Raw genomic sequence first — 26,284 nt, 5'->3', positions numbered from 1 at the left:
GCAGACAAAGGGGAAACACACGATGGTTCGCCAACCAACCCGACCTCTACGGGTCGCCTTTGGGCACCGAAAGGGCGGCACCAGCAAGACCACATGCTCGGTCGGTCTTGCCCTCTCGATGGCTCGTCGATTCGCCTATGACACGGTGTACCTGATCGACGCTGACGCCACAAACGACTCGGCAACGGTCTGGGCCAAGCTCGCAGCAAACGACTGGCCCCAGAACCTCAAGGTCGCGCGCTGGGAACATGACTCCGGCGAACGCCTCGCAGATTTCGTCAAGCGCGCTATCCCCGATGATGCGCACCTGGTCATTGACACCGGGCCCCACGCGCAAGATGCACTCGCGGATGCAATGCGATCTGCCAACCGATTCATTATTCCGCTACGCCCGTCGATGATGGAGGTAGTTTCCCTCTATCCGACGTTGCAGATTGCGGCGGCGGTCCACGACGAACGACCGTTCGAGCTCTCGGTGCTCTTTACCCAGGTTCTCGGTCGGACCCGAATCCGTCGTGAGGTGCGAGAGAACATTGAAGAGCAGGGTATCCCGGTTCTGAAAACCGAAGTGCCGTCCGCCATCGCGTACAACGAATCATTCGGTACTGTGCCCCGTTCGCTCGGGGTATTTCCCAATCTTCTGCAAGAAATCATCGACACCGAGGGAGACACGAAATGAGCACCAAGCCCGACTGGAAGAACCTTGTTGGCGCGAGCGGCGTCGAGGTTCACCCCTCGGTCAACCCCGAGCCTGAGGCCCCAGCGACCCCGGCCAAGCCCGCGCGCAAGCCCAGCACGCGCAAGCCTGCGGCGGCTGCGCCCCGCAAGCCTGCGACGCGCACCCCCGCCGCCAAGAAGGAGGGGGCTCCCGAGGTCGTGCGCGTGACTCGCGCCGCTGGGCCGGTCAAGGACCAGCTCAACACCCGCGTGCCGCTCGACCTCAAGAACACCATCGCTACCCAGGTGAACGAAGCCAAGATGCGCGGCGAGAGCCGCACCGTCGAGCAGGTCGTCACCGAGGGGCTGGTGGCGTGGGTGTACCTGCCCGAAGAGCTCAAGCTCGCGGTGAAGGCGGACGTATCCGAGGCACGCGCCAAGGGTGTTGAGCGCGGGCTGAACGACGTCCTGGCCGACGCCCTCGCGGCGTACTTCGACACCGCCAAGTAGCCGTGCGCGTGCACTGCCCTACACGCTCACAGAATGGGTGTGGGGATGCCTGAGAGTGACCAGTACGCCCAGCACCGCGACCGTGCCCGAGGGGCCATCGAACGGATGAAGAGGGCGGCAGACGAAGAGCGCGGCGCACGGGCCGAGCGTGATGCGGAGGTGCGGGCGATGCTCGAGACCCCCGGTGCCACGCTCGGCTCGGTCGCTCACGACCTAGGCGTCTCAAAGAGCCTGATCGCCGTGATTCAGCGGGAGGGTCGACGCCCCTTCACTACCGTGGAAGAGGCCCGGCGCTTCCTCGAAGAGCACGGCCAGCAAGAGTAAGAGCGACCGAGAGGGAAGACGATCCGGAGGGGCGGGCCGTGCCCGCTTTCTCCTACGTCGACGCAGCACGGCCAGCCTAACCGGGTTGTCAAGCGACGGGCAAGCGAGAGCCCACCCGGCGCGCCGAACACAGGACCAGCAGGGGGACACCATGAGTACGACACAGACCGCTTCCACAATCACCAGCCGAGAGCTCAGGCACCTACCAGTACCCGACGCCTGGGCCGGGATTCGGCCCGCGCTCGTCGCAGGTTGGGGCGCTCTGGTGCTCGCGGTCGTCGTAGCTGGCCGTGCCTTCACGCGCGACGAGCTCGCCGTCGAAATCGCCGCCGTCGCCCTGGGGCTATGGGCGCTATCGCTGGGGAGCTGGCTTGGCCGCGGCCGGGGCTTCGCGCTGTTCGCGACGTGCACCGTGCTATGCGCTGGAGGCGGCTGGCTCGCCGGATGGAAGGTCGCCGCCGTCGCTCTGTCGGTGGTGGCTGTTGTGGTCGGCATCCTTGGCGCGCGTGAGCTCGCCCGACGCGCCAACATCGCCCGGCGCCTGGTGTGGCTCGGGCAGGCTCTCGGCCCCGCCACGAGCGACCAGCGAACCCCCGACAAGCTACTCACCCCGAAGTGGCGCGCGGCGGACGTCGCCGCCCTCCCGGTGGCCTGGCGCTACCCCCAGAGCATGACTCCCGACACCAAGAAGACCGGTGAGCTCGAGGCCCTTGTCAGCGGTCGGCTCGGCGCGCCCGTGACGATCACCTGGAGCCCGGGGACCGCCCTCATCACCGCTCGAGCCGAGGTTGCTGCACCGGTTGCCCAGGACGAAGCGACGACCCGCCTGGGCGACGTCCTGGGAAGCATGTTGCCCGGCGCCAGGGTCGACAAGATCGACCGGGGAGAATCGGGCCGCATCGAGGGAGTGGAATTCTCCTGGCCCGCCGCTCGCGCGAACCGCATCGCCGCAATTCCTTTCCGAGGGCGCATCGCCGCTGCGCTGCAAACCGCGCTCGGCTTCACCATCACGGCCACCTGGGACACCGCTAACGACCGGGCGCGCATCGAGCGCCTGGCCGAGCTCCCCTCACGCATTCCCCGCCCGCCGCGCAATCCGACGAAGCCTATGGTCATCGAGTTCGCCCAGCTTCGCGGCGGTGGAATTGCCGCATGGGACATGGACGAGCCGCTACCCCACATGCTCATCGTCGGTGGCACCGGTGGTGGTAAGTCGGTCCTCCTGATGACGATTCTCACTGGGCTTCCCGATCACGTGAAGGTGACCCCGGTCGATCCCAAGTACGTCGGTCTGATGGGTATTGACGCAGTGCCTGGCGTGTTGCCTCCGGCCAGCGAACCGGAAGAGATGATTCAGGCCGTCGAGAACGTCCATGCGGACATGATGGCCCGCTATCGCGACCTGCGATCCGGGCAGGTTTCTCGCGACCAGATCGACCCGGTTGTCCTTGTGATCGACGAGGGCCAGGAGTTCGCGGAAGTCCTCAACGAATATTGGATGACCAAGGGCAAGGCCAAGTACAAGGAAGAGAACGGGGTTGCCGGTACCGGCTCCGAGCACCCGGTGATGAAGTCCCTGCGGTCGATTCTGCGCCTGGGCCGTGAGGCCCGCGTGCACGTCATCCTGGCCACCCAGCAGGCCGATGCATCCTGGCTCTCGACGTCCGCGCGTCTCCAGTTCTCGGTGCGCATCGCACTGCGAAACCTCGAGCCCGTCGCCTCCGAACAGGTCTTCAACTCGCGCATCGCCACGAGCGGACTCGAGTCCTACCCCGGTCGTGCGTGGGTCTCCCCGTCGATGGGTGTTCAGCCCGAGCACGCCCAGGTGTTCTGGACGCCGAAGGTCGTTGCGGGCCTCTCGCTTGCCGACCGTGCCATCCTCGAGGGCCTCGGGGTCCCGCTGCCCGACGCGGCGCCCGGCGCGGTCGAGGTCCGCGACGACGAGCCCGCCGAGCTTGAGGAATTGGCGGGCGTGGACGACGCCCCCACCGTCGATGACGCGCCTGTAGTGTCCCCCGACATGGGGGACATGCCGGGCACCACAGAACCCGTCCTCGAGCTGCCTGCCGCACCGGAGCGGATGCCCGAGGCCGACGAGCGACCGGCGACCGAGCTCGAGAACGGCGCACGCATCCTCGTCGACTCGGACGACGGGCCGGTCGTGGCCGTCGTCGAGTCGGTCGACCCGGACGACCAGGACCCCGAGTACCTGGCGCTGACCTACCGGACGGTGCCCGGCGACGAGCTCGGTGTCCTGAGTCTGCGCGACGACGAGACCGTTCCCGTGGTCAGGCCCTAGCCATATGGTGCAGGCCGTGGGGGCACTGGTTCGACAGTCAGGGGGCGGCGTGTACGAGCATGCCCACAGGCGCCTTGAGGCGCGCAATTCCAACGATCCTTCGGGGCTCGGGTAGCCGCCACGGTGCGACTCAGGGGGCCTCGTAGCAACTTGCTAGCAATTCCCTAACAACTCGTGTACCGTGTAACACGTTGCACGCCACACCCGCACTTATGCGGATCACTCAGGAGGTAAGAACATGTTCGGAACTGGCGGGCTGTCCACGTGGATTCAGGACAACATCATCCCGGTCATCCTTCTCGTCATCGCGGCGGGCGCCCTGTGGGCCGGCAAGAACGGCAACATCTCCAAGATCGTCACCATGCTCGTCTGCGTCGCCCTCGGCCTCGCGATCCTGGCCCTGGCCACGACCGGCGCCGGTAAGGACCTCGGCACCTGGCTCGTGTCCCTCTTCCGGGCCTGAGCAGGGGAGGAACACACCGTGCGCCTTCCAGACGATGACGAGATCTACGACGTCGACCAGACGTACCTGGGCCCTCCCGGGCGGTACATCGGTCGCTTCCGCTACCGCGCAATCCTGGTCGGCCCGTTCGTGTTCCTCCTGGGCCTGGCCTTCTTGGCCCGTACCGGGATCGGCTACAGCTTGCTTCCGGTCGGCCTTCTGGTCCTCGGGACCATCTGGCTGACGGGATGGATCGTCGACCACACGAACCAAGAGCGACCGATCCCGGTACTGCTCTCGACGCTCGGACACGAGCTCACCGCACGTCGCGCGCCTCTCCGTGGGGACCGCAGCAAGAACACTCGGGCCTTCAAGGCCCGCACCACTCGAATCGGGGACGCTCACGAGCTGCCCCAGGGTCGTCGCCGCTGGCGCTCGTACGCCAACCGCGCCGCCGTGAGCAAGGGGGAGTGAAATGCACGTCAACCTCAAGGGCCTGTTCGGCAAGAACAAGACCACGACCGACGACGAGCCCGTCGTCATCGACTACGACCCGAGCGAGGAAGAGGCGACCGGGGACCGCCTCAAGGGCAAGAGCCGCCGCGCCGCCCACCCGGACGTTCCCAAGCCTCGCGGTGCCGCGATGGGCTGGGCGCTCTCGCGAGTGGCCAACCACGTCACCTTCACCGACAAGCGCATGATCGCTTGGTACGTCCTGGACCCGCAGATGTGGTCCTTCCGCTCCGTCGCTGACGGGGAAGGGCTCATCACCACGCACGCGGCCCAGGTCGCTGAGCTCGTGGGCCGCACGATCTACGGACGCATCACGACCCGCCCCTACCCCGTCGCGACGTGGGCTCAGGCGGCATGGGAGAACAGCCCGGCCCCCACCAAGGGCTTCCAGGCCATCCTCGAGCGCGATCAGCTCCAGCTCCGCAACCGGATGCAGTCCGACAAGCTCGTCTACTTCGGCGTCGACATGGGCACCCGCTCTGCCGTGGTCGACGTGGCCTCGCGCATCGTCTCCGACGTCGCCCGCCGCGAGCTCGAGGCCCTCCAGGCCAAGCTCGACGAGACCGACGCCATCATGGCCGGTCCCGGCATCGAGGCCGTGCCCGCTGTCGGCAACGACATGGCGTGGTTGCTGGCCCGGTCCTTCGCCCTCGGATGCCCCGTCCCGGCCCAGGACACCGTGGAGGAATTCGCCTGGGAGAAGGACGACCTGGACGAGTTCAGCGCTGGCGTGGAGTGGAGCGCCGAGCCCCTGGCTCAGTCGGTGCGCGTCGATTCCTCCCAGGGAGACGGCCCGATCCGCCGCCACGTGGTCGTGCTGACCGTGGGCCGCATGGGAGAGATGTTCATCCCCGAGAAGGAAGAGCCCTGGATCGCCAAGACCGACAAGCTCCGCTTCCCGGTCGAGTGGTCCTTCCGCATCGACGTGCGACGTCCCGAGGACACCGCCCGCGAGATGAACAAGCTGGCCGACCGGATCAACTCCCAGATCGACCACTACGTCAAGGACCACAGCAAGGAGCCCCCGCGCCAGCTCGCACGCCAGGCCGCGCGCGCCTCCGAGGTGGAAGACGAGATGCGTTCGGGCTTCGACGGCCTCTCTACCCGCGTGCGCGGCTGGTTCCGCATCGCGGTCTCAGGCCGCACCGAGGAAGAGGCCCTGGCCCGCGCCAAGGCCGTCCAGACCCTCTACAAGCCCGGCATCAAGCTCGAGCGCGAGTTCGACCAGTACCGACTCGCTCGCGAGTTCGTCCCCGGCGAGCCCCTGGCCAACTCCGGCCACACCCGCCGTATGCCCATCCTCAAGTTCGCCGCAGGCGTGCCCGCCGCGACCGCCGAGGTTGGCGACAAGCGCGGGGTGCTCATCGGCTACACCGCAGGCTTCGCAGAGCGCGCCGTCACCTGGGACCCCTGGTACGGCCCCGAGGTCGTCGAGGGCTCGGGCCTGGTCCCCTGTGTCGGCGGGCTCGGCGCGGGCAAGTCCTTCCTCATGGGCGGCATCGTCTACAAGACCGCCGCACAGGGCGTCACCTGGACGGTCATGGACCCCTCGGGACGCCTCACGGCGCTGGCCGACCTCCCGGAGTTCAAGGGCGTGTCCAAGGCCGTCAACCTGCTCAACTCCGAGCCCGGCGCCCTGAACCCCTACGCGCTCGTGCCCGAGCCCCAGCGCGAGTGGTTCCGCCGCGAGAAGGACCCCGACACCGCGTGGAGGCTCGCCAAGAGCGCGGCCGAGGCCCAGCGTCGAGACCTGACCTACGACACGCTGCGTTGGTGCCTGCCGCCCGCGACGGCGGCTCGTGAGGACGTCCAGAGCGTCCTGCGCGACGCCATCTCGGCGGCTGAGGCCCGCCCCCACTCCACCATCGAGGCCGTGCTGATCGCGCTGCGCGCTCGTGGTGTGGGCGAGCACGGGGACCCCGTGACGGCCACGGTCCACTCCCGTCTCCAGGAGGCCAAGGAGCGCGAGCTCAGCCGACTGTTCTTCGCCACCCCGCACTCGGGCAACCGGGGCGAGAACCAGACCGAGGCCCGCCTGACGATCTACAGCCTCAAGGGCTTGGCCCAGATCAGCGAGACCAAGGCCGTCGAGGAATGGTCCTACGACGAGCTGATGAGCCGCCCCATCCTGAACCTGGCTGCATGGTCCGCGCTGCGCGGGGTCTACCGGGCCGACCAGCACGAGCGCAAGGGCGTCGCGCTCGATGAGGTGCACGAAATCACCAAGGTCTCGACCGGTGCCACGCTCGTCCAGAAGATCGCCACCGACACCCGCAAGCACAACATCTCGGCACTGCTCTCGACGCAGAACGCGAGCAACGTCCTGGGGCAGAAGATCAACAACTTCGTCGGCGCCGCGTTCGTCGGCAAGACCACCGACGCCGACGCACAGAAGGAGAACTGCCGACTGCTCGGCCTGCCGACCGGCGTCGGGTACGAAGAGACGTTCGGGCGCCTGAGCATGAGGCCGCGCCGCTCGATGACCACCGGTACCCCGCGAGAGTTCATCTTCCGCGACGGCATGGGCGGCGACGGCGGGCGCGGTGGCGTCGAGCGAATCCGCGTCGACTTCACCAACCACGAGGGCCTGTCGGCAGCGCTCAACACGACCGCCGACCCGACCAAGCGCCGCGCGCTCCAGGTCGCTGAGGAACGCGAGCTCGAGGAAGCGGGGGTGGCCTGATGCGCACGCTGCGACTCCCGGCGCGAGCGACTCGCGTCCTGGCAACCATCGCGGTCGGGGCTGGCTTGGTCCTCGCCGGCCCCGCCCTGAGCGCGAGCGCGGCCCCTGTCGGGGGCATCATGCCCATGAAGGCGTGCGCCCCTGCTCCCGAGCCTGCTCGCCCCTCTGCTGGCCTTCCCGGCAAGCTCGCTCCCAAGCCGTTCGTGGGCGTCGACAACCCGTGGACCGCGGAGAACGAGGCTGTGGGCGTCACGGGCGACCCGTTCTCTGACCCGAACGTCACCATCTCCGACGTGTACGGCTACTCGTACAAGTGGGTCGACTACGACACGGGGTGCCTGACCGGTTCCGGGTGGGGCACGAACATGATGACGGGCGCCTCGAACTTCATGCTGGCGACGTCGGCCAGCACGAACGCGCTGACGCACTCGTCCCTGAACTTCGTGGTCACCCCCACCTGGCTGAGCCCGCTCGACGGTGCGATCACCTCGGCAACCGACATGGTGAAGAAGGGGTTCTTCGGTCCCTGGTTCACGCCGGTGCTCGTTCTGGTCGCGGCGGGCGTGCTGATCGCAGCTTCGCGTGCGGACATCTCCAAGGCGATCACGTCGACCGGCTGGGCGCTGGTGGTGCTGATCGCGGCGACGTACATCATGAGCTACCCCGTGAGCTCGGCCCAGGCAGTCGACGGTCTCATTCAGGAGACGGTCACGACTTCTGCTCGAGCTTCGGGCACCTACGTCCCCCAGCCGGGAGACGGGCCGGTCACCCAGGAGCCGATCCAGCCCGGGGCAGGCCAGGAAGCCGCTGAGATGTCGGCGGCGACCCGGGCGCTGAATCAGCAGATGGACGTCATCAACCGCAACACGCTCTATGACGCCTGGCTGGAAGGCACGCTCGGCTCGTCGACGAGCACGCTCGCGACGACCTACGGCCCGGACCTGTTCCGCGCATCCCACCTGACGTGGGCTGAGGCTGCGACCGTCGAGGCTGACCCCAAGGGCCAGGGCAAGGCCATCATCGACGCCAAGAAGGACCTGTGGGTCAAGACCGCAGCGTCGGTCGAGTCCGAGGACGCCACGGCATACCGTCAGCTCACCGGCCAGGCTGGGCGCTGGGATGCGGCCTTCACGGTCGGTCTCCAGATCGCCGTCACGATGCCGTTCCTGCTCGTTGCTGGGGTGTTCGTCGTGGTCGCCTACGGGGCAACGCGCCTGTTCATCCCGCTGGTTCCCGCGCTCGGGGTGTTCGGGATGCTCGAGGTCGCTCGAGGATGGGTCATCGCCACCGTGGGCCAGGTCGCGCGGATCATCCTGTTCGGCGTCCTGTTCTGGCTCGCTGCGCTGGTCAATATCTCGATGGTGACGGCAGTCCTCAAGTCCGAGATGGCCTGGGGCCTGAAGTTCATCATCGCCATGATGATGCCGATCTTGCTGTTCAAGCTGCTCAAGCCCAAGAGCTCGGTGCCAGGGCTGGGATTCGTGAAGGCGCTGGGCCGGGCCAAGCTCAACTCGATGTTCACCCGCCGTGCGGTTGCCGGTGGAGTTGGCGACGCCGCCGAGGACGCCAACCGACCGGTTGCCGACACGCCCCCCGTGCCGGACCCCACCCCTCCGCCCAAGCCAACGCAACCTGTGGCGGACGAGGGGCCGGCGCGATGGGTCGACCCCAACCTCAAGTACCTGCCCGTGGGCTCACGCCCTGGAAGGGACGTCGTGGCTCATGGAGGTCAGGACGTCTCGGTAGCGGGCTCGCGACGCCAGGACGTCCCGGCAAACCGGGCCGGGAACCGGCCCACCTTCGCTGGAGCCATCGAGGGGACACCACAGGGGCGTCACGCGCTGACCGGGACGAACCGGCCCGAGCTCGTGGCCGCACCCGTGCCCTCCCCGGTGTACGCCGCCGACCGCCCGCACGCCGCGATCACCTCGGACCCCTCCGAGCGTGCGGCGATCACGGCAGAGGCCAGCACCGAGGGTGTGCGAGCTCGCAAGGAGTACGTGGCGACCTCGCCCGAGGCCGACCTCTCTGCCCCGGTCCAGATCATGCGCGCCGACGAGCGTGTTCCCGAGGGCATCTCCCAGGCGAACGTTCAGGTCGTCGACGGGGAAGAGGTCTTCGTCATCTGGCGCCCTGACGGCGCCAGCACCACGCACTCGCTCGACAACGCGCAGGAGGACTACTGATGTGGCACGTCATCGCTCCCATCGTCCGCTGGCCGCTGCACTCCCCGTGGCGCCTGTTCTCTGTGATCGGGGCCTTCCTGGCCCTGGTCGTCATCGCCGGTGAGGTCAACGGCAACGACACCGCCCCCGCCGCCGCTGAGCCCGCACCCGCCGTCACCGAGACGGCGGGGACGGGGGACGCCGCCAGCGCGGCATCCCCCGACGGGTGGCCCAGTTCGAGCCCTCTCGGCCCCTGGAGTGAGGACGAGGAAGCCGTCCACGACAGCGGCAACCACGACGCCTACGAGACCAACCCCGCCGAGACGAACCCGAGCGTGGCGGCCGCAGAAGCGGCAGCCGAGTTCGTCGCGGCCTGGGCTCGCCCAGACCTGGGCGTCGAGAGCTGGCGCGCCGGGGTCCGGCCCCTGGTCACGGACAGGCTGTACGACCGGCTCCAGGACACCGAACCGGCCAACACCCCCGACGTGACCGTTGCCGGAGAGCCCCTGGATATCGCGATCAACGCCGAGGCAGGCGTCTTCGACGTCCCCACCACCGGTACCCACGTCCGCGTGTTCGTCGAGCTCGACGCCGACAAGGACGTCTGGCTCGTCAACGACGTCCAGCCGACCACCTGACCCACCGACCCAAGAAGGGAGGAATCCACTCATGGAAGCTGTACTCGTAGCAGCCGGGAACTGGCTCAAGGCCCAGGCAATCTCGTGGCTCAAGGCGAACTGGCCCAAGCTCGTCGGCGCGTTCGCGCTGATGATGACCGCCGTCTTCATCATGGCGGGCGGAATCGCCTCGAACGTCTCAGCCCAAGAAGAGAACAACAACGCCTCGAACGCCTGCCGAGCCATCGGGTTCAGCGTGGATTCCTCCCTGTACGTGCCCCCAGCGCTCGACCAGGCCCCCCAGATCCCGACGGGCGGCGACGTCGAGGGCTTCGGCCCCAACGACGGCGAGAAGATCGCCAACGCCCGCGCGATCATCGCCGCTGGCAAGGCCGCAGGGGTCCCCACACGCGGGCTCATCATCGCCATCGCCACCGCACTCCAGGAATCCCAGCTCAAGAACCTCAACCACGGCGACCGCGACTCCCAGGGCCTCTTCCAGCAGCGCCCCTCCCAGGGCTGGGGCACCGTCGAACAGGTCACCACCCCCGACTTCGCGGCCCGCGCGTTCTTCGGCGGACCCAACTCCCCGCACTTCAACCCCGCCACCGGCAAGGCATCCCCGCGCGGCCTGCTCGACATCGCAGGATGGGAGCAGATGGCCCTCACCGTCGCAGCTCAGAAGGTCCAGGTCTCCGGCTTCCCCGACGCCTACGCCAAGCACGAGACCCGAGCAACGACCATCGTCAACGCCCTCGAGGGCACCACAGCCCCGGGCCCCACGACCCCCACCCTGCCCGGCACCGGAACGAACCCCGGCACGGGCACCGAGGGCGAGACCGTCTTCACCGCCGACCAGTACCGCTCCGCAGGCGTCGACATCGACTCGTTCTGCAACGCGAACTACCAGCTCGCCAGCACCGGGGACACCACCACCCCCACCGACCCCGGCGTCACGATCCCAGCAGGGGAGTGGACCGCACCCCTCAAGAGCCGCATCAACTCCGAGTTCGGAATGCGCTTCCACCCCGTCTACAACACCTGGCGCCTGCACGAAGGAACCGACTTCCGCGCCGCCACCGGCACCCCCGTGGTCGCCGCGAGCAACGGCATCGTCAAGAAGGTCTCGTGGATGGGCGGCGGCGGGCTCGTCGTCATCCTGACCCACGCTGACGGGATCGAAACCTGGTACCTCCACCTGTCCCAGGCGCTCGTCAAGCCCGGCGACACCATCGAGGGCGGACAGCGCATCGCCCTCTCAGGAGCTACCGGCGTCGGCACCGCCGCCCACTTCCACCTCGAGACCCGCGTCAACGGCCAACCCCTCAACCCCGTGACGTTCATGGCAGAGCGAGGCGTCGACCTGCGAGCATGGTCCCGATGAGCGATGACACGTGGGGCGCCGAGTTCTTCCGCATCCCGGACATCGCGTGGCAGACCCAGGCCCCGCCTGACCGCCACGCGATCCCCGCGCGCTACATCCCCGACCTCGCAACCGGCGACGAACTGACCATCGGCCTGCCCGGCAAGTACTTCATCGACGGCCAGATACTCGCCCGCACCGACCGCAGCTCGACCACCCTGCCCGGCCAAGGCGAGACCCACGAGGCCCTGGGCATCGCCGCCCCCTTCGCCTACTGGCTCGCCAAGACCTTCCCCCGCGCAGGCATCACCATGCAGTGGTGGCCCCTCGCCCACGCCTGGGCCTACCGCGACGCCATAGCCCCCAGCAGCGACGACGACGCACCCATAGCGTCCCCCGCCCCCCAAGCCACCCCCGGAGCCCTCTCCTGGCTCGACGGCGTACGCAGCTCCCTCACCGAACCCCCCATGCGCCGCCCCCGCCCCGCACGCGAGGCCGGAGCCCTCACCGGGCGCACCGTCCGCCTCCAGCACGAGCCCGGCGCCTGGTCCTGGTGGATCGCCGTCAGTGAGCCCGTCGACATCGACGGTGAAATCACCGTCCGACTCATGCAACCCGAGCACTACTGGCTCACCCAAGTTCTCTACGAGACAGACGGGCGCTCGCAGCCGGTGCCGCTGCACCGCCTGTTCATCTACTCGTAGCAGATCGCTAGCACTCTGCTAGCATCGGTGGTGGCTCGGAGTGCCCGAGTCAGACATGAAGGGGGACCGATGAGCGGTCAGCAGCAAGGCCAGAGCGACACCTGGACCGAGATTTCCTACCTGATCGCCGTCATCATCGGCGTGATGGGCCTGCAACGGCTGTGGGCCGTGAAGATCCGCCCGTGGGTCGACGCAACATGGACTGACCTCAAGGCCGGAGAGGTTGCCGAGCTCCCCGTCATCGGGTCCGTGGACAGCATCGACCTCATCGGCTTGGGCGTCCTGCTCGTGCCGTTCTTCGTGCTCGTCGTCGCACTCGTCTCGCTGAGCCGCAGGCGCAAGGCCAAGGCCAAGTTGGCGGCGGCAGGGGCACGATGAGTACCCCCGAGCCCGCTCGCAGCACCGCCGCCGACCTCGCCGCACTCGTCGAGTCCGACGCCTACGCGCGCGAGCTCGCAGAGCAAGTCCTGGTCACCGTCTACCAGGTGCCCCACCACGCCCTGACCGAGCCTGACCTGGCCTACGCCGCCGACGCCGTGCGCCAGGACCCCGTGGGCGCTCTCGTGCTCGCCCTACGCCTGCCGTCCCCCGAGGGGCGCGACGACCTCCAGGCCGACGACGCCGGACGCCGGTACGTGCGCCCCCTCACCCCCGCCGAGCTCGAACGCCATGACGACTAACCGAACCGCCATACACCCAACAAAGGAGATGTAACCCATGACGGTCACACGCCGGATCATTACCGAGATGACGCCCGCCCTCGCTGGCTTCGTGGTCTTCGCGGGCGTTCTCGCACTCGTCCAGAACTTCCTCAACACGAACCCTCACAGCGCCCTGCCGATCCTGCTCGAGGCCGGGCAGGCTTGGGCACTGACGTTCTTCATGCTGGCCGCGCTCGGCGCTGCAATCCCAACGCTTCTCATCGTGCGCTGGGCCATGCGCCGAGCCAACGGCCCGGCGCCTTCACAGGCATGATGTCCAGCAGAGAGGGACCGTTCTCCGGTCCCTCTCTGCACCCGCCTTGCGAGTTCCGCAGGAAGTTCAACACTCGGGCAAACGGGACACCCCAGGGCGATCCCACAGCTACGATGGCCAGCACAGAAGAGGGGGAAGCACGATGACACGTACGTTCACAGTCGGAGACCGCGAGGTCGACCCGACAGACGCCGATGCCGTGCGCGCCCTGAGCTCCGACGAGTTCCGCGACCTGATGGCCCAGGCGATAGCCGCCGACCAGGAGAACACCCAGGACGCCACCGAGCGTCCCACGTTCCCCTCAGCCAACCCCGCCCCGGGCACCGCGATCCTTCTACCGACGTCGAGCCCGCGCCTGCCCTGACGTCCCCGAATGTGCCGAGACAAGATCGAGGGCGGTCGACGCTGCCCCGGCTGTAGCCCAGCCGCCCGCCGCGCCAAGCGCGCCACCGACCGCCACGAACGCGCCACCGAGGCCGTAGAAGCCTTCATCGGCGCCACCCCCTACCGGCCCGAGTCCACCGACCTCATGGCCATGAGCTCGCGCCCCAGCTACTACGACACCGACGAATGGGTCGAGTACGACGAGTCCATCCGAGCCGCCGCCGAACGCCACGGCGTCGAGCTCGTCGACGAACGCCGCGCCGCTGGCCTCTGGGAAGGCGACAGCGAACCCGCCGCCGCCTACCGAGTCCGCGCCGACACCCCCGACGACATCCGAGCCTGGGCCGGAGAAGTCGCCGGACGCTACAACCAGGACTCCGTGATGGTCGGGTTCTACGACAAGGACGGCGCAGACGTCGTGTACGGCTTCGGGTCCGGCGACGTCGACGCCGACGACGCCCTGACCTCACTCCGAGATGCCGGATTCCCAGCCGGACGCGTCTACGACGGACGCCTAGAGGTCGCCTCCACCCAAGACATGCCCCTCGGCTCGAACGCCCTCGCCGTCCTCCAAGCCCGCCTCGGCGGCGGCACCGAGGACCGCGCCAACGTCGAGTTCATCGAGAAGAACGAGCGACACCTGGCACACACCCCGGTGAAGGAAATTCAGATGCTCCGGCAGAACTACGCCGCCGAGCACGGCATCCCCCCACGCCAGCCCATCCCGCACCTGACCGAGCGCGACGACATCGCCGCAGCCCTGGCCTACGACGCCGCCGAGCACGACCCGACCAACCCCAAGGTCGCCCGCAGCTACCGCGTCTTCCGCCAGCACGTCGGCCAACAATGGGACGTCCTCACCAAGGCCGGCTACAGCTTCGAGCCCTGGCACGGCGACACCGAACAGCCCTACGCCAACAGCGCCGAGATGCTCGCAGACGTCCGCGACAACAAGCACCTCTACTACTTCCGCACCGACGTCTCCCAGACCACCGAGGGCGCCCTGCCCCCAGATCACCCGATGGCCCGACAAGTCACTGTCACCATGCCCGACGGCACCCGACGCCGAATGCTCGCCAACGACGTCTTCCGCGCCGTCCACGACACCATCGCCCACTCAGAAGGCCACCAGTTCGGCCCCTACGGCGAAAAGCGCGCATGGTGGACCCACCGCTCAAGCCTCCCCCGAGAATCCCGCCTCGCCCTCTGGTGCGAGACCCGAGCACAGAACACCTGGACCAACGCAGGCCCCCACATGCTCGACCGCGACGACGACGGAACCCCCCGACTCAAGACCCGCACCGATCCCGGCTGGCTCCCCATCTCCCAACGCCCCTACGCCGCCCAAAAATGCGTCACCGTCGACCGCGCCTTCCTCTGAGCCCCGGCGCTCGCGGCCTGGCCCGGGATGGGGGACGCCACAGACGCGTCACGACGAGCGCGGCATGTTAGGCGTCAGCTCGAGCGCTCGGTAGGGTGGCACTCGCTAGCAAGCAACCGCCCCCGCGCAGATTCCCCCTTTCTGCGCGGGGGCACCCTTTTGCCCTCACGAGCGCCGGACGACTGCCGAGGCCCACACCCACGCGAACCCCTCGCGCCCGTGCTCGTCGTAGTAGCGGACGTTCACCGCTCGGTCGGTCCATGCGACGGCCTCGCCGTCGACCTCGATGTCTCGCCCCTGGGCTGTGACGATCCACGCTCGAACCGGGAGCGCGGTCTCAGGTCGAACGACCCGGCTTCCGACCGCTTGCATCGGGATGCCGCGAGCTGCTGCGCGAAGGGGAACCTGGTCGACCACTGTTCGATTCTATCGAACATATGTTCGAAACCAGGTTCTCTGAGGCGGGCCCTGACGGGTAGGCTCGCGGCGAGGGTGGCCCCGGAGAACCATGCTGGTCGTCAGGGGCCACCCACCCCCCGCGCGACCTTTAACGGGTTAAACATCGGCACGAGCTCGACGCCGATTCACCCGCTCGCACCTGCATATGGCAGCGGGGAGCTGTGCATAGCCCAAGGTGTGAACCTGACTCAGACCAACCGCCGCCAGGGTGACGTGACAGGCTCCGCAGCCTGGTGCCATGAAAACCGCGCGCACCGCACCCGCCCCCACACTCCACGAGCATCGCCACGTCTCAGGCGCTCGACCCGATGCATCCTCGACGGCCCCAGCTCAGCGACCCAGGGGGATGCCACAAACGCGTCGAAGGGCCGGGGGTGCAGAAGGCCGCGACGCTATCCGGGTAGTTGTGGCAAAACGTCGGTCATGGTGACGAATCAGGCCGCTGAGCCGGAAGTGAAGTCGGGACGCGTGGCGATCCTGGGTAAGAAGCTGTGGCGCACGGTCCTCGCAGGTATCGGTGTGCTCGTCGTGGCTGTGCTTGTGGGAATGGGGGAGAGTCGCGGGGCGCGGCTGGACCAGGCGTTGCCCGGCCCGGCTCCTGCGGTGTCGGCTCCGGCCGCTCCCGATCCCGGCCCGGTGGCAGTATCGGCTCCCGCCGCGTCCAGCGTGCTCGGAGGGTTCGAGCTCGTGGTGCGTCTCGCGCCAGGGCCGGACGGAGCCCTGGTCCCCGTGGGGGTTGTGGCTGTGCCGGTGGCTTCCGTGAGCTCCAGCCTGGCTGAGGTCGACGTCGGGCCTGGGTGAGCGCCCCCCTTGATCGAGCGGACTCGAGCTAGAGAGCGCAAGAGGTCCGCGACTCTGACCGGGCCCGCTCTCACACCCGACTTGCTAATCAGCAAGGCGCCGGGTATGGTTTGTCTTGTCAATAGAACAGGGGAGGTGAAAGATGGATAAGGACCTCAGGAAGGTCTTGCAGGCGATCACGAAGGCTGGCTACGTCGTAGTCATCAACCGGAAGGGTCACCCCGAGATCTACACGCGGGACGGGGAGAAGGTCACGACCTTCTCGGGAACGCCGAGCGACTTCCGCAGCCTGCGGAACGCGCTGGCCCCGCTCAAGCGTCGCGGGTTCCGCTGGCCCCCTCGGGGGTGAGTAGGCCGGGTGGGAGGTGAGGTAAGCACCTCCCACCCGGGACCTTCCATCTTGCACCGTCCCAACGAAAGAGAGGCACACCATGACCGAGTACAACGCCCACATCGAGTGGGCGACCCGCAGCGGCGACGACGACGAGCTCGTCGACGCCCTGGTCGACTACCACCCCGCCGTCTCGCGGGGCGCACGCGGCCACGTCGCAGCCGAAATCACCCTGCCCGCCGAGTCGCTGCGCCAGGCCGCCACGACCGCACTCGCGATCGCCGAGACCGGTGCCGTGCGCGCAGCCCTCGACGGCGCCGACGTGCTCGCGCTCGAGGTCTTGCCGACCGCCGAATTCGACCAGCGCAACGGGCTCGACCCCATGCCCGAGCTCGTGTCCGTGACCGAGGCCGCCGAGGAACTCGACGTGAGCCGGCAGGCGGTCTTGCAGCGCCTCGAGTCCGGGTCGCTGCCCGGCACCAAGGTCGGCAAGACCTGGGTAGTCCAGGCGCGCGCCCTCGAACCGTTCAAGCCGACGGCCTGACGACAGCTCGACCTCGCACCACGTCCCGACACGGAGCCCCCAGCGCCCCATCGGGTGCAGGGGCTCCGTCGTTCATGTCGCGCGTGGAAACCGCCAACCCATGGGATTTCGGTCGGATGCTCGGCGAACGAAGGCGACCGACCGCAGAGACGATCTCGCGGTGCATAAGGGGACACCATGGGTGCGGCATTTTGCACGAGGGCCAAAGGTTCTCAGCGCGACCGCGCGTCGCAATGGCCGACAGAAGTTATATATGCCAGGCTGCGCGTGCGTGGCCAATGACGGTCGCGTGTGATCATCACTGACAAGATGATAGGGGACAAGTATGTCAAGAAGTCCGATCTTGAGGCGCAGCAGCGCAGCAGGAGCTCTCGCTGTGCTGTTGAGCGCAACGCTCGTCGCGACAGCGCAGGGTACAACTGAAACTCCACTCTCTTCACCTCCCAGTCCAACACAGGCCGAGACCGTCTCATCTGAGAACGTAACCGACGCTGATGCCAAGGTTCTTACCGCGCCTCCGGTCGACGAGAACATGGCACGACTCGCCTCCGAACTCACAGGCGCACTCGCTGATGACTCGCAGTTCGCATCCGCGGAAGTCACCCTCGAGCGTGACAAGATTATCGTCCACTGGCACGGTGCGGTGACCAACGAGTTGCAACAGATTCTCGACCGCGAGCCCGCTGTTCCGGTCGAAATCGCGCAGACCCCCCTCGAGCCTGGAGCGGTGCGAGACCTGGCACAACGGATCCTCAAAGAGGATTCATCTGTCACCTCGGTGAGCATTCCGAAGGATGCTTCGTATGTCAACGTCACCTCCGCTACGCCGCCGAAAGCCAAGGCTCGAAGTTCTCAGTCCTCCGTTGAGGGTATCCCCATTAGGGTTTCCGATGGCGGATACATCGGTGCAAACAGCCGTCAGACCGACACCGGATACCACTTTGGTGGTGCAAGAATATCCCGGTTCTCGGACCCGTTCATTACGGGCAACTGCACGTCTGGGTTTGCCGTTCGCAAGCTCAACGATCCGAGTAAGCACGGAATGATGTTCGCCGCGCACTGCGGCGCGACAGGATCGCAGTGGATCTCAAGCGACGGAACATATGCCTACCCCTGGGGGCCCATCACTCAGCGCACCACTCCCTATGATGGTGCGATCATGGAATCTGGCTTCTCGAACCCGTACATCTGGATGAACGCGTGGAACGCAAGTGTCTATGCGCAGATCAACGGAGTGGCGAATCACTATGTCGGCCAGGAGCTCTGCTACAGCGGTTCGTTCAGCGGCCTGGTATGCGGGAACATCGTCGTGGAACCGAGCATCAACTACAACCTTGGCGGTGATCTAACATCCGTCACAGGATTTGTCACGGTCAACAATGCAGGCACTCCTGCCGCTGGTAACGGTGACAGCGGGGGCCCCGGGTACCAACTCGTCAACACCAGCACCGGACTCAAGCGTTATGCTGTAGGTATCATCTCTGCGATTCCGGCAGATGCACCACCCGTTTGTACGGGAGTTGCAGGTAGTAGCACGCGCGCTTGCAGTCCGACAGTGGTTACTGTCTCTGTGAACACCATTGCGGCCGTTCTCGGATGGTACGTCCCCACATCCTAACAATGTCGCGGGGCGCGCGAAGCCGCGCCCCGCGACCTCCTTGGAGGCTATCTGTGGAGTTTTCACGTCGCGCCCTGGCGCTGCGAGTGTTGCTCACGACCGTGTGTGCCAGCACAGCCCTATCTGCCTGCGCTCAGAGCGATTCATCGGCTTCCCTAACGGATAAGAGTGATGGTCTTGCAGCACCCTGGACCATTGCTGTCCTTGAGGGCGATGGTGACTGGTATACGTGCGTCGAGGAGTCCGACCTCGAAATCGGATCATCGATCCAAAGTGCTGATCTGCCGTCGTCGCACGCTACGGTGACGCTGGGTGAGTCGGTCAGTCATGAGGATGCGGTGGATCTCGCCGATTGCATTGTTGACCGGCTCAAGAGCGGTGAGGTTACTTTGGAAGGAACGTCCCAGTAAGCGTTTCATCTGGGGCACGGCCTCCCTCTGACGCTCTGACGGCCCTCCACGGCGCTCCTGCACCCCCTTCGGGGTGTGGGGGCGCCGTCGTCGTGCCGGGGGAGGGTGACGGGGGCCGCGTGGCGTCAGGCTAGGGCCGTTGTCGACCCCTGCGCCCTCGCGCGTGCCCTTCTCGCGCGTTCTGTGGGCTCTTGTGGGGCGTGTGGGGTGCTGGGGGCTCAAGGGCACCCGAGGGCTTCTTGGGGGGGCCACCGCGGCCGAAAGAACGACCCGCTCTACCGCGCCCGCCCTGCACACCGGCGACAACCTGCTCACCGACAACCAACGCGCACGCCTGAAGGCACTGTTCGCGACCGAGGAACACGTCGAGGTCGAAGCGACCTGGGGCATCTACCAACGCATGATCGCCGCCTACCGCCACCGGGACCACACCCAAGGCCGCGCGCTCATGACCGCAGTCATCGACTCCCTGAGCGGCGGGGTCCCGGCGGCCCTGAGCGAGCTCGTCACCCTCGGACGAACCCTCAAGAAGCGAGCGGCTGACGTGCTGGCGTTCTTCGACCGCCCCGGCACCAGCAACGGCCCCACAGAAGCGATCAACGGTCGCCTCGAACACCTCCGCGGCTCCGCCCTCGGCTTCCGCAACCTCACCCACTACATCGCGAGGTCGCTCCTCGAAGCCGGCGGGTTCAGACCCGCACTACACCCTCATCTGCGATGAGCCCTCAAACAAGCACAAGCCCGCATCTGAGTCCCTCGCATTCATTGGACGATCCTGGCCGAGTTGAGTAGCATTCGGCCCAGGCGGGGGGGCGCTTGGGTTCTTCGCCGCAGGAGAAGAGGGCTGAGCGATGAGAAAGTACCGCGCCATGCTGGTGGCAGTTGCACTTGCCGGATCCATGCTATTCGCTGTTCCGGGGACGGCGATGGCCGCAGAGGGGTGGTCCAAGAACCTCTCGTGTGGCACCAACTATCGGTGCTCGATGAGCTCGAACACGACCGGAGACGTTACCTACCGCATCGACAACGTTGTGAAGGTTTCGTGGAGCACGAGCGGTGCGCACAGCTGGTCTGGGGCGATTTCGGCGGGGACGCGCATCGCGTCCATGGGCACCTCTGGTGTCTTTGTCTCGCACGCCGCATCGTGCTACTGCCCGTCCGGGGTGGCCTGTGGCGTCTGAGCCCCGCTGGCGTCCGCGGGCGCTCCGGTCGATTGCCCTGATCACAGTGATCGTTGCGATCGCGGGTGCCTGCTCGGGACCTGACGTCTCCGAAGACGTGGACCCCACCAGTGGGGAGGAGTCTCTCGCCGGGGTTCCTCCCGAGGGCGACGACTGGGCCCAGGACCGGAAGTCATTGATCGCGCTCTATGAGGCGGGCCTCCCAGGTCTGGCTGAGCAGTATGGGGTCGAGGCGCCGCCGGGGACTGAGCTCGTGCGATTCGTCGCGCAGGACCAGTGGGCGCAGGCGCAGGTCGACTGCCTCGCCGACGAAGGCATCGGGGCGAGGCTGGGCGGACAGGGCGGGGTCTACTTCGACGACGTGCCGCCCGAGCAGGGAGATATCGTCAACCAGGCCGCGTATGTGTGCGCTGCGCAGTACCCGACCGATCCGCGGACGCAGGGCAAGTTGCCGCGTGTCCGTGCCGAGATGCAGTACACCCATCTCGTGGAGACTGTGATGCCGTGCGTACGTGCGGAAGGGTTCGAGGTACCTGAGCCGCCGTCTTTGCAGACCTGGCTAGGTCAGTACTATGCGGCCGCTGGCGCTTGGGATCCGTTCGTTATTGACGCGACGTCAGGAGCCGATTCCACAGCGCTCGATCTTCTCTATGAGAAGTGCCCACATGATGCGCCGGACCTCTACCCTGCGATCGACTGAGGTGGCCCAGACAGCTGTGGCACGGAGTAGAGCGTTAAAGGATGCACGGAAGCCGAACATCAGGCGAATTGGCAAGGTCGGCCTCTGGGCCGCGCTGCTCGTTCTTGCCGTCGTGCTGGGGTGGTGGGCGGGACGTGTCACGACGCCTCCGGACGTGCGGCCGACATCGGAGGGTGCGGATGTCCCTACGATGGCGACAGTCGTCGAGTCGAGTGTCGGGCGGTCTATTGGAGTCGGGGTGACGCTCTCGCAACCTGCCCGTGCGGTTGCGACGAACCTTCTCCCTGGTGTCGTTACAGAAGTCGGGGCGGCCGACGTCCGGCCTGGCGACCTGCTCTACGCCGTTGACGGAGTCGGCGTCCGTGCGGCCGAGGGAGACGTGCCCTTCTACCGAGACCTCGACGTAGGCGTCAAGGGCGCCGATGTCGAGCAGCTTCAGCAGATGCTGCAGGGGTTGGGTTTGCTGGACCACGAACCGGACGGCGTGTTCCGGGCGACGACGCGCGAGGCCGTGCGTGTGTGGCAGCGATCAGTCGGAGTTGAACGAACCGGCATCGTGCCGCGCGGCACGCTTGTCGCCGTTCCGACACTTCCGGCAGCGATCCGCATCGGTGACGACATCGCGCTGGGTGCTCTCCTTGCTGGTGGAGAGCAGTCCGTGTTCGCTACCACCGGCGACCTGGTTTTCGAGGTGGTTCTCTCTGAGGAGCAGGCAAAGCTGGTAGCGCCCGAGACCCTCATCCGTGTTCTCTTTGAGGATCAAAGGTGGGGTGCCCGTGTCTCAGAATCGAGGCAGGACGAGAGCGGCATGACCGTGCTCACGCTACAGGGGGCCGACGGGGGTTCCGTGTGTGGCGACCTCTGCGATCTCCTTCCAGCGGCTGAACGCACAACGCTCCGCGGGGAAGCGGTGATCGTCCCCGAGGTGACCGGGCCCAGCGTCCCCACTGCGGCGGTCATCACCGCTCAGGATGGCTCTGCCTATGTCGAACTTCGCGATGGATCACAGGCGCCGGTGAAGCTCCTAAGCTCAGCGCAGGGCATTGCTGTCGTCGAAGGGCTGGAGATCGGGCAGGAAGTGAAGGTCGGAGCGGCGAGTTTCAGCCCGGACAGTGCCACGTGAATCTCTCGGTTGAGAACTTGTCCTTCATGTACCGCGGTCGCTCGGGGGAGCTCTTCGACGGGCTGACTCATCACTTCACGCCTGGTGAGATGACCGCGATCACTGGCGGATCGGGGCGCGGGAAGTCGACGCTCCTCTACATCGTCGGTCTCTTGCTCGCCCCGACATCCGGTGCGGTTCGCCTTGATGGGGCTGATGTCGGCAGGCTCCCGGATGCGGCCCGCTCCGCGTTGCGCGCCCACAGCATTGGGTTCGTCTTCCAGGATGCGAGCCTGGACCCAACGAGGACGATCCTCGACTCGGTCTTGGAACCCGCCCTCTACGCAGGCAGAGCGCGAAAGAGCGCGCTCGAGCGTGCGCGAGATCTACTTGACCAGCTTGGCGTGGGAGAACGCGCCGACCATCGTCCGGGCGAGATCTCCGGTGGACAGGCTCAGCGCGTAGCGGTCGCCCGCGCGCTCGTGAACGAGCCGGGCGTTCTGCTTGCGGACGAGCCGACGGGAAATCTGGACCGTGAGAACGCTGCAACAGTGCTAGATGCGCTCCGCACCGCTGCGAAGGGGGTGACGACCGTGATCGCTACCCACGACCCCTTCGTCGTGGACCACGCCGATCACGTGCTAGCGCTGTGAGGATGCGATGAAACCGATGGCGCTGGTTCGTGAAGCCCTGGTCGCCAGTATTCGCCGGCCCGTGCCGACGCTCCTGGTGGTCTTGCTTGTCGCAGCGATGTGCTTGACCACGGTCCTTACTGTCGGCCGTACCTCAGCTGCGCAAGCACAGGTCCAAGGAAGGCTCGAGTCCGCGGGCGCTCGACTGCTGACCGTCACAGATACTCGTGATCAGGGCCTCTTCGGCGCTGCGGTCGTCGGCTCGGTTGCAGCACTGGACTCAGTCACGGGAGCCGCAGCCCTGACGTCGCCGCGCGACGTGACTGCAACGAACCAGGGCCAAGGCGGTGTGAAGATACCTCTTTGGGCAGTGGTCGGCGATCCGGATTCCCTCGTTGAGCTCGAGTCAGGCCGATGGCCCCGGCCGGGTGAGGCACTCATCTCGTCCGCGTTGGTCGATGTGCTCGGGTTCACGTCCTCGACCGGCTCGGTCGACGCGGGTTCTCGCCAGTGGGCTGTCGTCGGAACGTTCCGTACGCGCGGCGCGGTGCCTGAGCTCGAGAGCGGCGTCGTAGCTGCGGCGACCACCGCCGATGTCGCGCGAACGCTCTATGTGACCTCCGAACCCGGACGCGATGTCGCCCGGGTGCAGCAGATCGCACTGAGCATCGTCGCTCCCGCGGCGCTCAATGACGTCTCCGTCCAGGCACCTGACATCCTCGCCGGCCTCCAGGACAGCGTCGGTGAGGACCTCGGTACCTTCGCGGGGAACCTTCTGCTTATCGTCTTGTCGGGCGGTGCTGTCCTGACGGTGATGGTTGTGTCGGCAGACGTCCTCGTGCGTCGGTCCGATCTTGGGCGGCGACGAGCGTTGGGGGCCTCCAGGCAGGCAGTTGCGCTTCTGATCATGACGCAAACTGCCGCCGCAGCGGGCACCGGGGCGATACTCGGGACCGCGATCGGGGCACTAGCCGGCGCGACCTGGGCTACGACGCCTCCGGCGGTGTTTCTCATCGGGACCGCTACGCTGTCTCTTCTCGCCGCAACCATCGCTTCAATACCGCCTGCCCTCGCAGCCGCGAGAGCAGATCCCGTGCGAGTCCTTCGCACGCCGTAGGAGACTTGGACACGGCTGGGGGGATGCCCCTGGCGAAGGTGCCGTTGCGAATCGCGTCCTAGCTGTTCTCGGGAGAGTGAACAGCCCTTCAGGCCGGAGCCGTGACCGGCAGGACCGCGTACTCGGGGTCGACGTGGCGGGCCGGTGAGCATGACGGCGCCCCCGCACCCGGTGGGGGGTGCAGGGGCGCCGTGGGGGCGGTCAGAGAGGGCCGAGGCGACAACTGCGGGTCTTCGGTGTCGGGGCGCGGTGCAGGGTCGAGCTGTCGTCTAAAGCCTGTCGAACAACCTCCGAGAAGGACGCTGCCGGCACCCTCACGGAGGTTGTTCGACAGGCTTTAATCCTCTTCAGGAAGCATCACCGTCGCGACGGGCTCTCCAGTGTCACCAGCGTCTAGCTCGAGCGACAGCGTCACAGGAAGGGCCGTGCTCGCTCCGGCCTGGTTGCGCACCCGCAGCACGCGGAAGTCGACCCGTCGCCGCCCTGGATTGGGTCTGCTGCACGGGTTGGTGACACCTGACTTGTGGTGCCTGCGGGCGCTGCTGGAAGGATGTTGACCATGCCCAAACGTCATCCCAAGGAGTTCCGCGACGATGTCGTGGCTGTCGCTCGGCGCGGCGAGGCACCGATCGCTCAGATCGCCAAGGACTTTGGTATCTCCGACTCGTGCCTGCGCAACTGGCTCCAGGCCGCCGACGTCGAGGACGGCAAGCGCCCCGGCGTGAGCGCGGCTGAGTCTGCTGAGCTGCGTGAGGCCAAGAAGCGGGTGCGGCTCCTCGAGCAGGAGAACGAGGTGCTACGCCGCGCGGCGGCCTACTTCGCGCAGGCCCATCTGCCGGGAAAATGAGCTACCCGCTGGTCCGTGACCTTGCCGCTGACGGGATCCCTGTCGCGGTGACCTGCCGGGTTCTCAAGCTTGCCAGAGCGCCGTACTACCGGTGGCTGGCGGCGCCGGTGACCGCCCTGGAACTACGCCAGGCGTACCTGGCGAACGCCCTCTTCGACGCCCACGTCGACGACCCGGAGTTCGGGTACCGGCTTCTGGGCGACGAGGCCCGCGACGCAGGCCATGTCGCAGCAGACCGCACGATCTGGCGGATCTGCCGCGATGGACGCTGGTGGAGCGTGTTCGGGAAGAAGCGCGGCAAGAACGGTAAGAAGCCAGGACCACCCGCCCACGACGACCTCGTCGAGCGCGACTTCACCGCCAGCGCCCCCAACGAGCTGTGGCTGACCGACATCACCGAGCACCCCACCGCCGAGGGCAAGGTCTACCTGTGCGCGATCAAGGACGTGTACTCGAACCGGATCGTGGGCTACTCCATCAGCGACCGCATGCAAGCCCGCCTCGCGGTCGATGCCCTGCGCTCAGCAGTCCAACGACGCGGCGCCGTCGTGGCCGGCTGCGTGGTGCATTCCGACCGAGGAAGTCAATTTCGATCCCGAAAATTCCTGCGTGAACTCACCCACCACGGCCTGATCGGGTCCATGGGCCAGGTCGCCTCAGCCGGTGACAACGCCGCCATGGAGAGCTTCTTCTCCCTGCTGCAGAAGAACGTCCTGGACCGGCGCCGCTGGACCACCCGAACCGAGCTCCGACTGGCGATCATCACCTGGATCGAACGCACCTACCACCGCCGCCGCAGACAAACCCGCCTCGGCCGATTGACCCCCATCGAATACGAGACCATCATGACCACTCAGGTCGCACTCGCCGCCTGAAACGAACTGTCACCCACCCGTGCAGCAGACCCATTTGTGCGGGCCGAGCGGTAGGCCATCCACAAGACGTCGCGCAGGCGGGGTTGAGTCCCAGGGCGATTGCAAAGTTGATCTGGGGGATTGTGCAGGGGGTGTGACCTGCGGGGATGCGTTGGCGGGCGCGGCCCCAGGGGTGGTGGATGATCTGGGTGTCTACGCCTGATGTCCAGAACCTGTGGGAGCCGCGCCCGTGCATGTATCTTCGCCTGTCCTTGCTGTTCTTGACCAGCCCACGGCGCGTGAGCGCGTGCTGCGTGGGCAGCTCGATGGTCTGATGGCGGCGTTGGACGCGGTGGCGGACCCGCGTGGTCGGCGTGGGCGTTGCTCGCGACGTGTTGCGGGGCGCGCACGTTCGTCGAGATCGCGGAGGTCGCTGCTGACCTGGACGTGGACCTGTTGGACGCGGTCGGGGTCGTGCGGCGGGTGCCGTCGGCCGCGACGTTCTGCCGGGTCGCCGCGATGGTGGACCCCGATCAGCTTGACCGGGCGCTCAGCTCGTGAGCCCGCCCGCCCTGGGTTGGCGCCCGCCTGGGCTTGCCCGCCTGTGTGCTTCTGGCCGAAGCCCAATCGGTGCCGGGGGGGGCGTGGGGCTGAAGGCCGGCTCTTGCCTC

26 protein-coding genes and 1 pseudogene are annotated in these 26,284 nt (G+C 67.0%); 26 read left to right on the top strand and 1 reads right to left on the bottom strand.

Features of this window, described 5'->3' with window-relative positions:
* Positions 1–145 precede the first annotated feature (145 nt).
* From H9641_RS18840 to H9641_RS18765, 16 genes are all read left to right on the top strand, one after another.
* Positions 146–679, top strand: a complete 534-nt coding sequence (locus H9641_RS18840; protein WP_191805941.1) for a ParA family protein — start codon at positions 146–148, stop codon at positions 677–679.
* Positions 676–1,167, top strand: a complete 492-nt coding sequence (locus H9641_RS18835) for a hypothetical protein (protein WP_191805940.1) — start codon at positions 676–678, stop codon at positions 1,165–1,167. The genes H9641_RS18840 and H9641_RS18835 overlap by 4 nt, the downstream gene beginning before the upstream one ends.
* A gap of 45 nt (positions 1,168–1,212) precedes the next feature.
* Positions 1,213–1,491, top strand: coding sequence for a hypothetical protein (locus tag H9641_RS18830; RefSeq protein WP_191805939.1), 279 nt, complete (start codon positions 1,213–1,215; stop codon positions 1,489–1,491).
* Positions 1,492–1,756: 265 nt separating this feature from the next.
* Positions 1,757–3,790: an FtsK/SpoIIIE domain-containing protein gene (locus H9641_RS20845; RefSeq protein ID WP_191805938.1), complete on the top strand. Its 2,034-nt coding sequence runs from the start codon at positions 1,757–1,759 to the stop codon at positions 3,788–3,790.
* A gap of 238 nt (positions 3,791–4,028) precedes the next feature.
* Entirely contained in the window at positions 4,029–4,253 is a 225-nt protein-coding gene (locus H9641_RS18820; RefSeq protein ID WP_191805937.1) for a hypothetical protein, read from the top strand.
* Between the two features lie 18 nt (positions 4,254–4,271).
* Entirely contained in the window at positions 4,272–4,706 is a 435-nt protein-coding gene (locus H9641_RS18815; RefSeq protein ID WP_191805936.1) for a hypothetical protein, read from the top strand.
* Between the two features lies 1 nt (position 4,707).
* On the top strand, positions 4,708–7,428 hold the full coding sequence (locus tag H9641_RS18810; RefSeq protein ID WP_191805935.1) for an ATP-binding protein: 2,721 nt from the start codon (positions 4,708–4,710) through the stop codon (positions 7,426–7,428).
* Positions 7,428–9,614 carry a hypothetical protein gene (locus H9641_RS18805; protein ID WP_191805934.1) on the top strand — a complete coding sequence of 729 codons (2,187 nt, stop codon included), beginning with the start codon at positions 7,428–7,430 and terminating at the stop codon, positions 9,612–9,614. The genes H9641_RS18810 and H9641_RS18805 overlap by 1 nt, the downstream gene beginning before the upstream one ends.
* A complete protein-coding gene (locus tag H9641_RS18800; protein ID WP_191805933.1) occupies positions 9,614–10,231 on the top strand; it encodes a hypothetical protein in 618 nt (205 codons plus the stop codon). The genes H9641_RS18805 and H9641_RS18800 overlap by 1 nt, the downstream gene beginning before the upstream one ends.
* A 31-nt stretch (positions 10,232–10,262) precedes the next feature.
* Positions 10,263–11,594: a M23 family metallopeptidase gene (locus H9641_RS18795; RefSeq protein ID WP_191805932.1), complete on the top strand. Its 1,332-nt coding sequence runs from the start codon at positions 10,263–10,265 to the stop codon at positions 11,592–11,594.
* Complete coding sequence (locus H9641_RS18790; RefSeq protein ID WP_191805931.1) at positions 11,591–12,277, top strand: hypothetical protein; 687 nt, start codon at positions 11,591–11,593, stop codon at positions 12,275–12,277. The genes H9641_RS18795 and H9641_RS18790 overlap by 4 nt, the downstream gene beginning before the upstream one ends.
* Before the next feature lie 69 nt (positions 12,278–12,346).
* Positions 12,347–12,655 carry a hypothetical protein gene (locus H9641_RS18785; RefSeq protein WP_191805930.1) on the top strand — a complete coding sequence of 103 codons (309 nt, stop codon included), beginning with the start codon at positions 12,347–12,349 and terminating at the stop codon, positions 12,653–12,655.
* Positions 12,652–12,957, top strand: coding sequence for a hypothetical protein (locus H9641_RS18780; protein WP_191805929.1), 306 nt, complete (start codon positions 12,652–12,654; stop codon positions 12,955–12,957). The genes H9641_RS18785 and H9641_RS18780 overlap by 4 nt, the downstream gene beginning before the upstream one ends.
* Positions 12,958–12,994: 37 nt before the next feature.
* Entirely contained in the window at positions 12,995–13,252 is a 258-nt protein-coding gene (locus tag H9641_RS18775) for a hypothetical protein (protein WP_191805928.1), read from the top strand.
* Positions 13,253–13,394: 142 nt separating this feature from the next.
* On the top strand, positions 13,395–13,616 hold the full coding sequence (locus H9641_RS18770) for a hypothetical protein (protein WP_191805927.1): 222 nt from the start codon (positions 13,395–13,397) through the stop codon (positions 13,614–13,616).
* A gap of 9 nt (positions 13,617–13,625) precedes the next feature.
* Positions 13,626–15,017, top strand: coding sequence for a hypothetical protein (locus H9641_RS18765; RefSeq protein WP_191805926.1), 1,392 nt, complete (start codon positions 13,626–13,628; stop codon positions 15,015–15,017).
* Positions 15,018–15,182: 165 nt separating this feature from the next.
* Here H9641_RS18765 and H9641_RS18760 read toward each other — a convergent pair whose 3' ends face one another.
* The gene (locus tag H9641_RS18760; protein ID WP_191805925.1) at positions 15,183–15,434 is read right to left on the bottom strand and encodes a hypothetical protein; all 252 of its coding nucleotides are present in this window, start codon (positions 15,432–15,434) and stop codon (positions 15,183–15,185) included.
* Positions 15,435–16,419: 985 nt separating this feature from the next.
* Here H9641_RS18760 and H9641_RS18755 point away from each other — a divergent pair.
* The 10 genes and pseudogenes from H9641_RS18755 to H9641_RS18710 all read left to right on the top strand — a co-directional run bounded on the left by H9641_RS18755 (position 16,420) and on the right by H9641_RS18710 (position 26,174).
* Entirely contained in the window at positions 16,420–16,626 is a 207-nt protein-coding gene (locus H9641_RS18755; protein WP_191805924.1) for a hypothetical protein, read from the top strand.
* Positions 16,627–16,708: 82 nt separating this feature from the next.
* Entirely contained in the window at positions 16,709–17,152 is a 444-nt protein-coding gene (locus tag H9641_RS18750; protein ID WP_191805923.1) for a helix-turn-helix domain-containing protein, read from the top strand.
* A 376-nt stretch (positions 17,153–17,528) separates the two neighbouring features.
* Positions 17,529–18,770 carry a chymotrypsin family serine protease gene (locus tag H9641_RS18745; RefSeq protein WP_191805922.1) on the top strand — a complete coding sequence of 414 codons (1,242 nt, stop codon included), beginning with the start codon at positions 17,529–17,531 and terminating at the stop codon, positions 18,768–18,770.
* A 656-nt stretch (positions 18,771–19,426) separates the two neighbouring features.
* Positions 19,427–19,901: pseudogene (locus tag H9641_RS18740) on the top strand (transposase); the annotation flags it as partial.
* Positions 19,902–20,407: 506 nt separating this feature from the next.
* Complete coding sequence (locus H9641_RS18735) at positions 20,408–21,061, top strand: hypothetical protein (protein WP_191805921.1); 654 nt, start codon at positions 20,408–20,410, stop codon at positions 21,059–21,061.
* A 1-nt stretch (position 21,062) separates the two neighbouring features.
* Positions 21,063–22,184, top strand: a complete 1,122-nt coding sequence (locus H9641_RS18730) for a peptidoglycan-binding domain-containing protein (RefSeq protein ID WP_191805920.1) — start codon at positions 21,063–21,065, stop codon at positions 22,182–22,184.
* A gap of 26 nt (positions 22,185–22,210) precedes the next feature.
* The gene (locus H9641_RS18725; protein WP_191805959.1) at positions 22,211–22,816 is read left to right on the top strand and encodes an ABC transporter ATP-binding protein; all 606 of its coding nucleotides are present in this window, start codon (positions 22,211–22,213) and stop codon (positions 22,814–22,816) included.
* Positions 22,817–22,877: 61 nt separating this feature from the next.
* On the top strand, positions 22,878–23,912 hold the full coding sequence (locus H9641_RS18720) for an ABC transporter permease (protein ID WP_191805919.1): 1,035 nt from the start codon (positions 22,878–22,880) through the stop codon (positions 23,910–23,912).
* A gap of 559 nt (positions 23,913–24,471) precedes the next feature.
* Positions 24,472–25,634 (top strand): IS3 family transposase gene (locus H9641_RS18715; protein ID WP_191805918.1). Its coding sequence is split into 2 segments (ribosomal slippage): positions 24,472–24,750 and positions 24,753–25,634, totalling 1,161 coding nucleotides; the frame shifts between segments, so codons are not numbered across the junction.
* A gap of 360 nt (positions 25,635–25,994) precedes the next feature.
* Positions 25,995–26,174: a transposase family protein gene (locus H9641_RS18710; RefSeq protein WP_191805917.1), complete on the top strand. Its 180-nt coding sequence runs from the start codon at positions 25,995–25,997 to the stop codon at positions 26,172–26,174.
* The last annotated feature ends 110 nt before the right edge of the window (positions 26,175–26,284 follow it).

Origin of the sequence: Oerskovia merdavium, assembly GCF_014836755.1 — a bacterium.
Classification (GTDB): domain Bacteria; phylum Actinomycetota; class Actinomycetes; order Actinomycetales; family Cellulomonadaceae; genus Oerskovia; species Oerskovia merdavium.
Note: the sequence above shows the minus strand (reverse complement) of the source record. Positions and strands in the feature narration are given on the sequence as shown.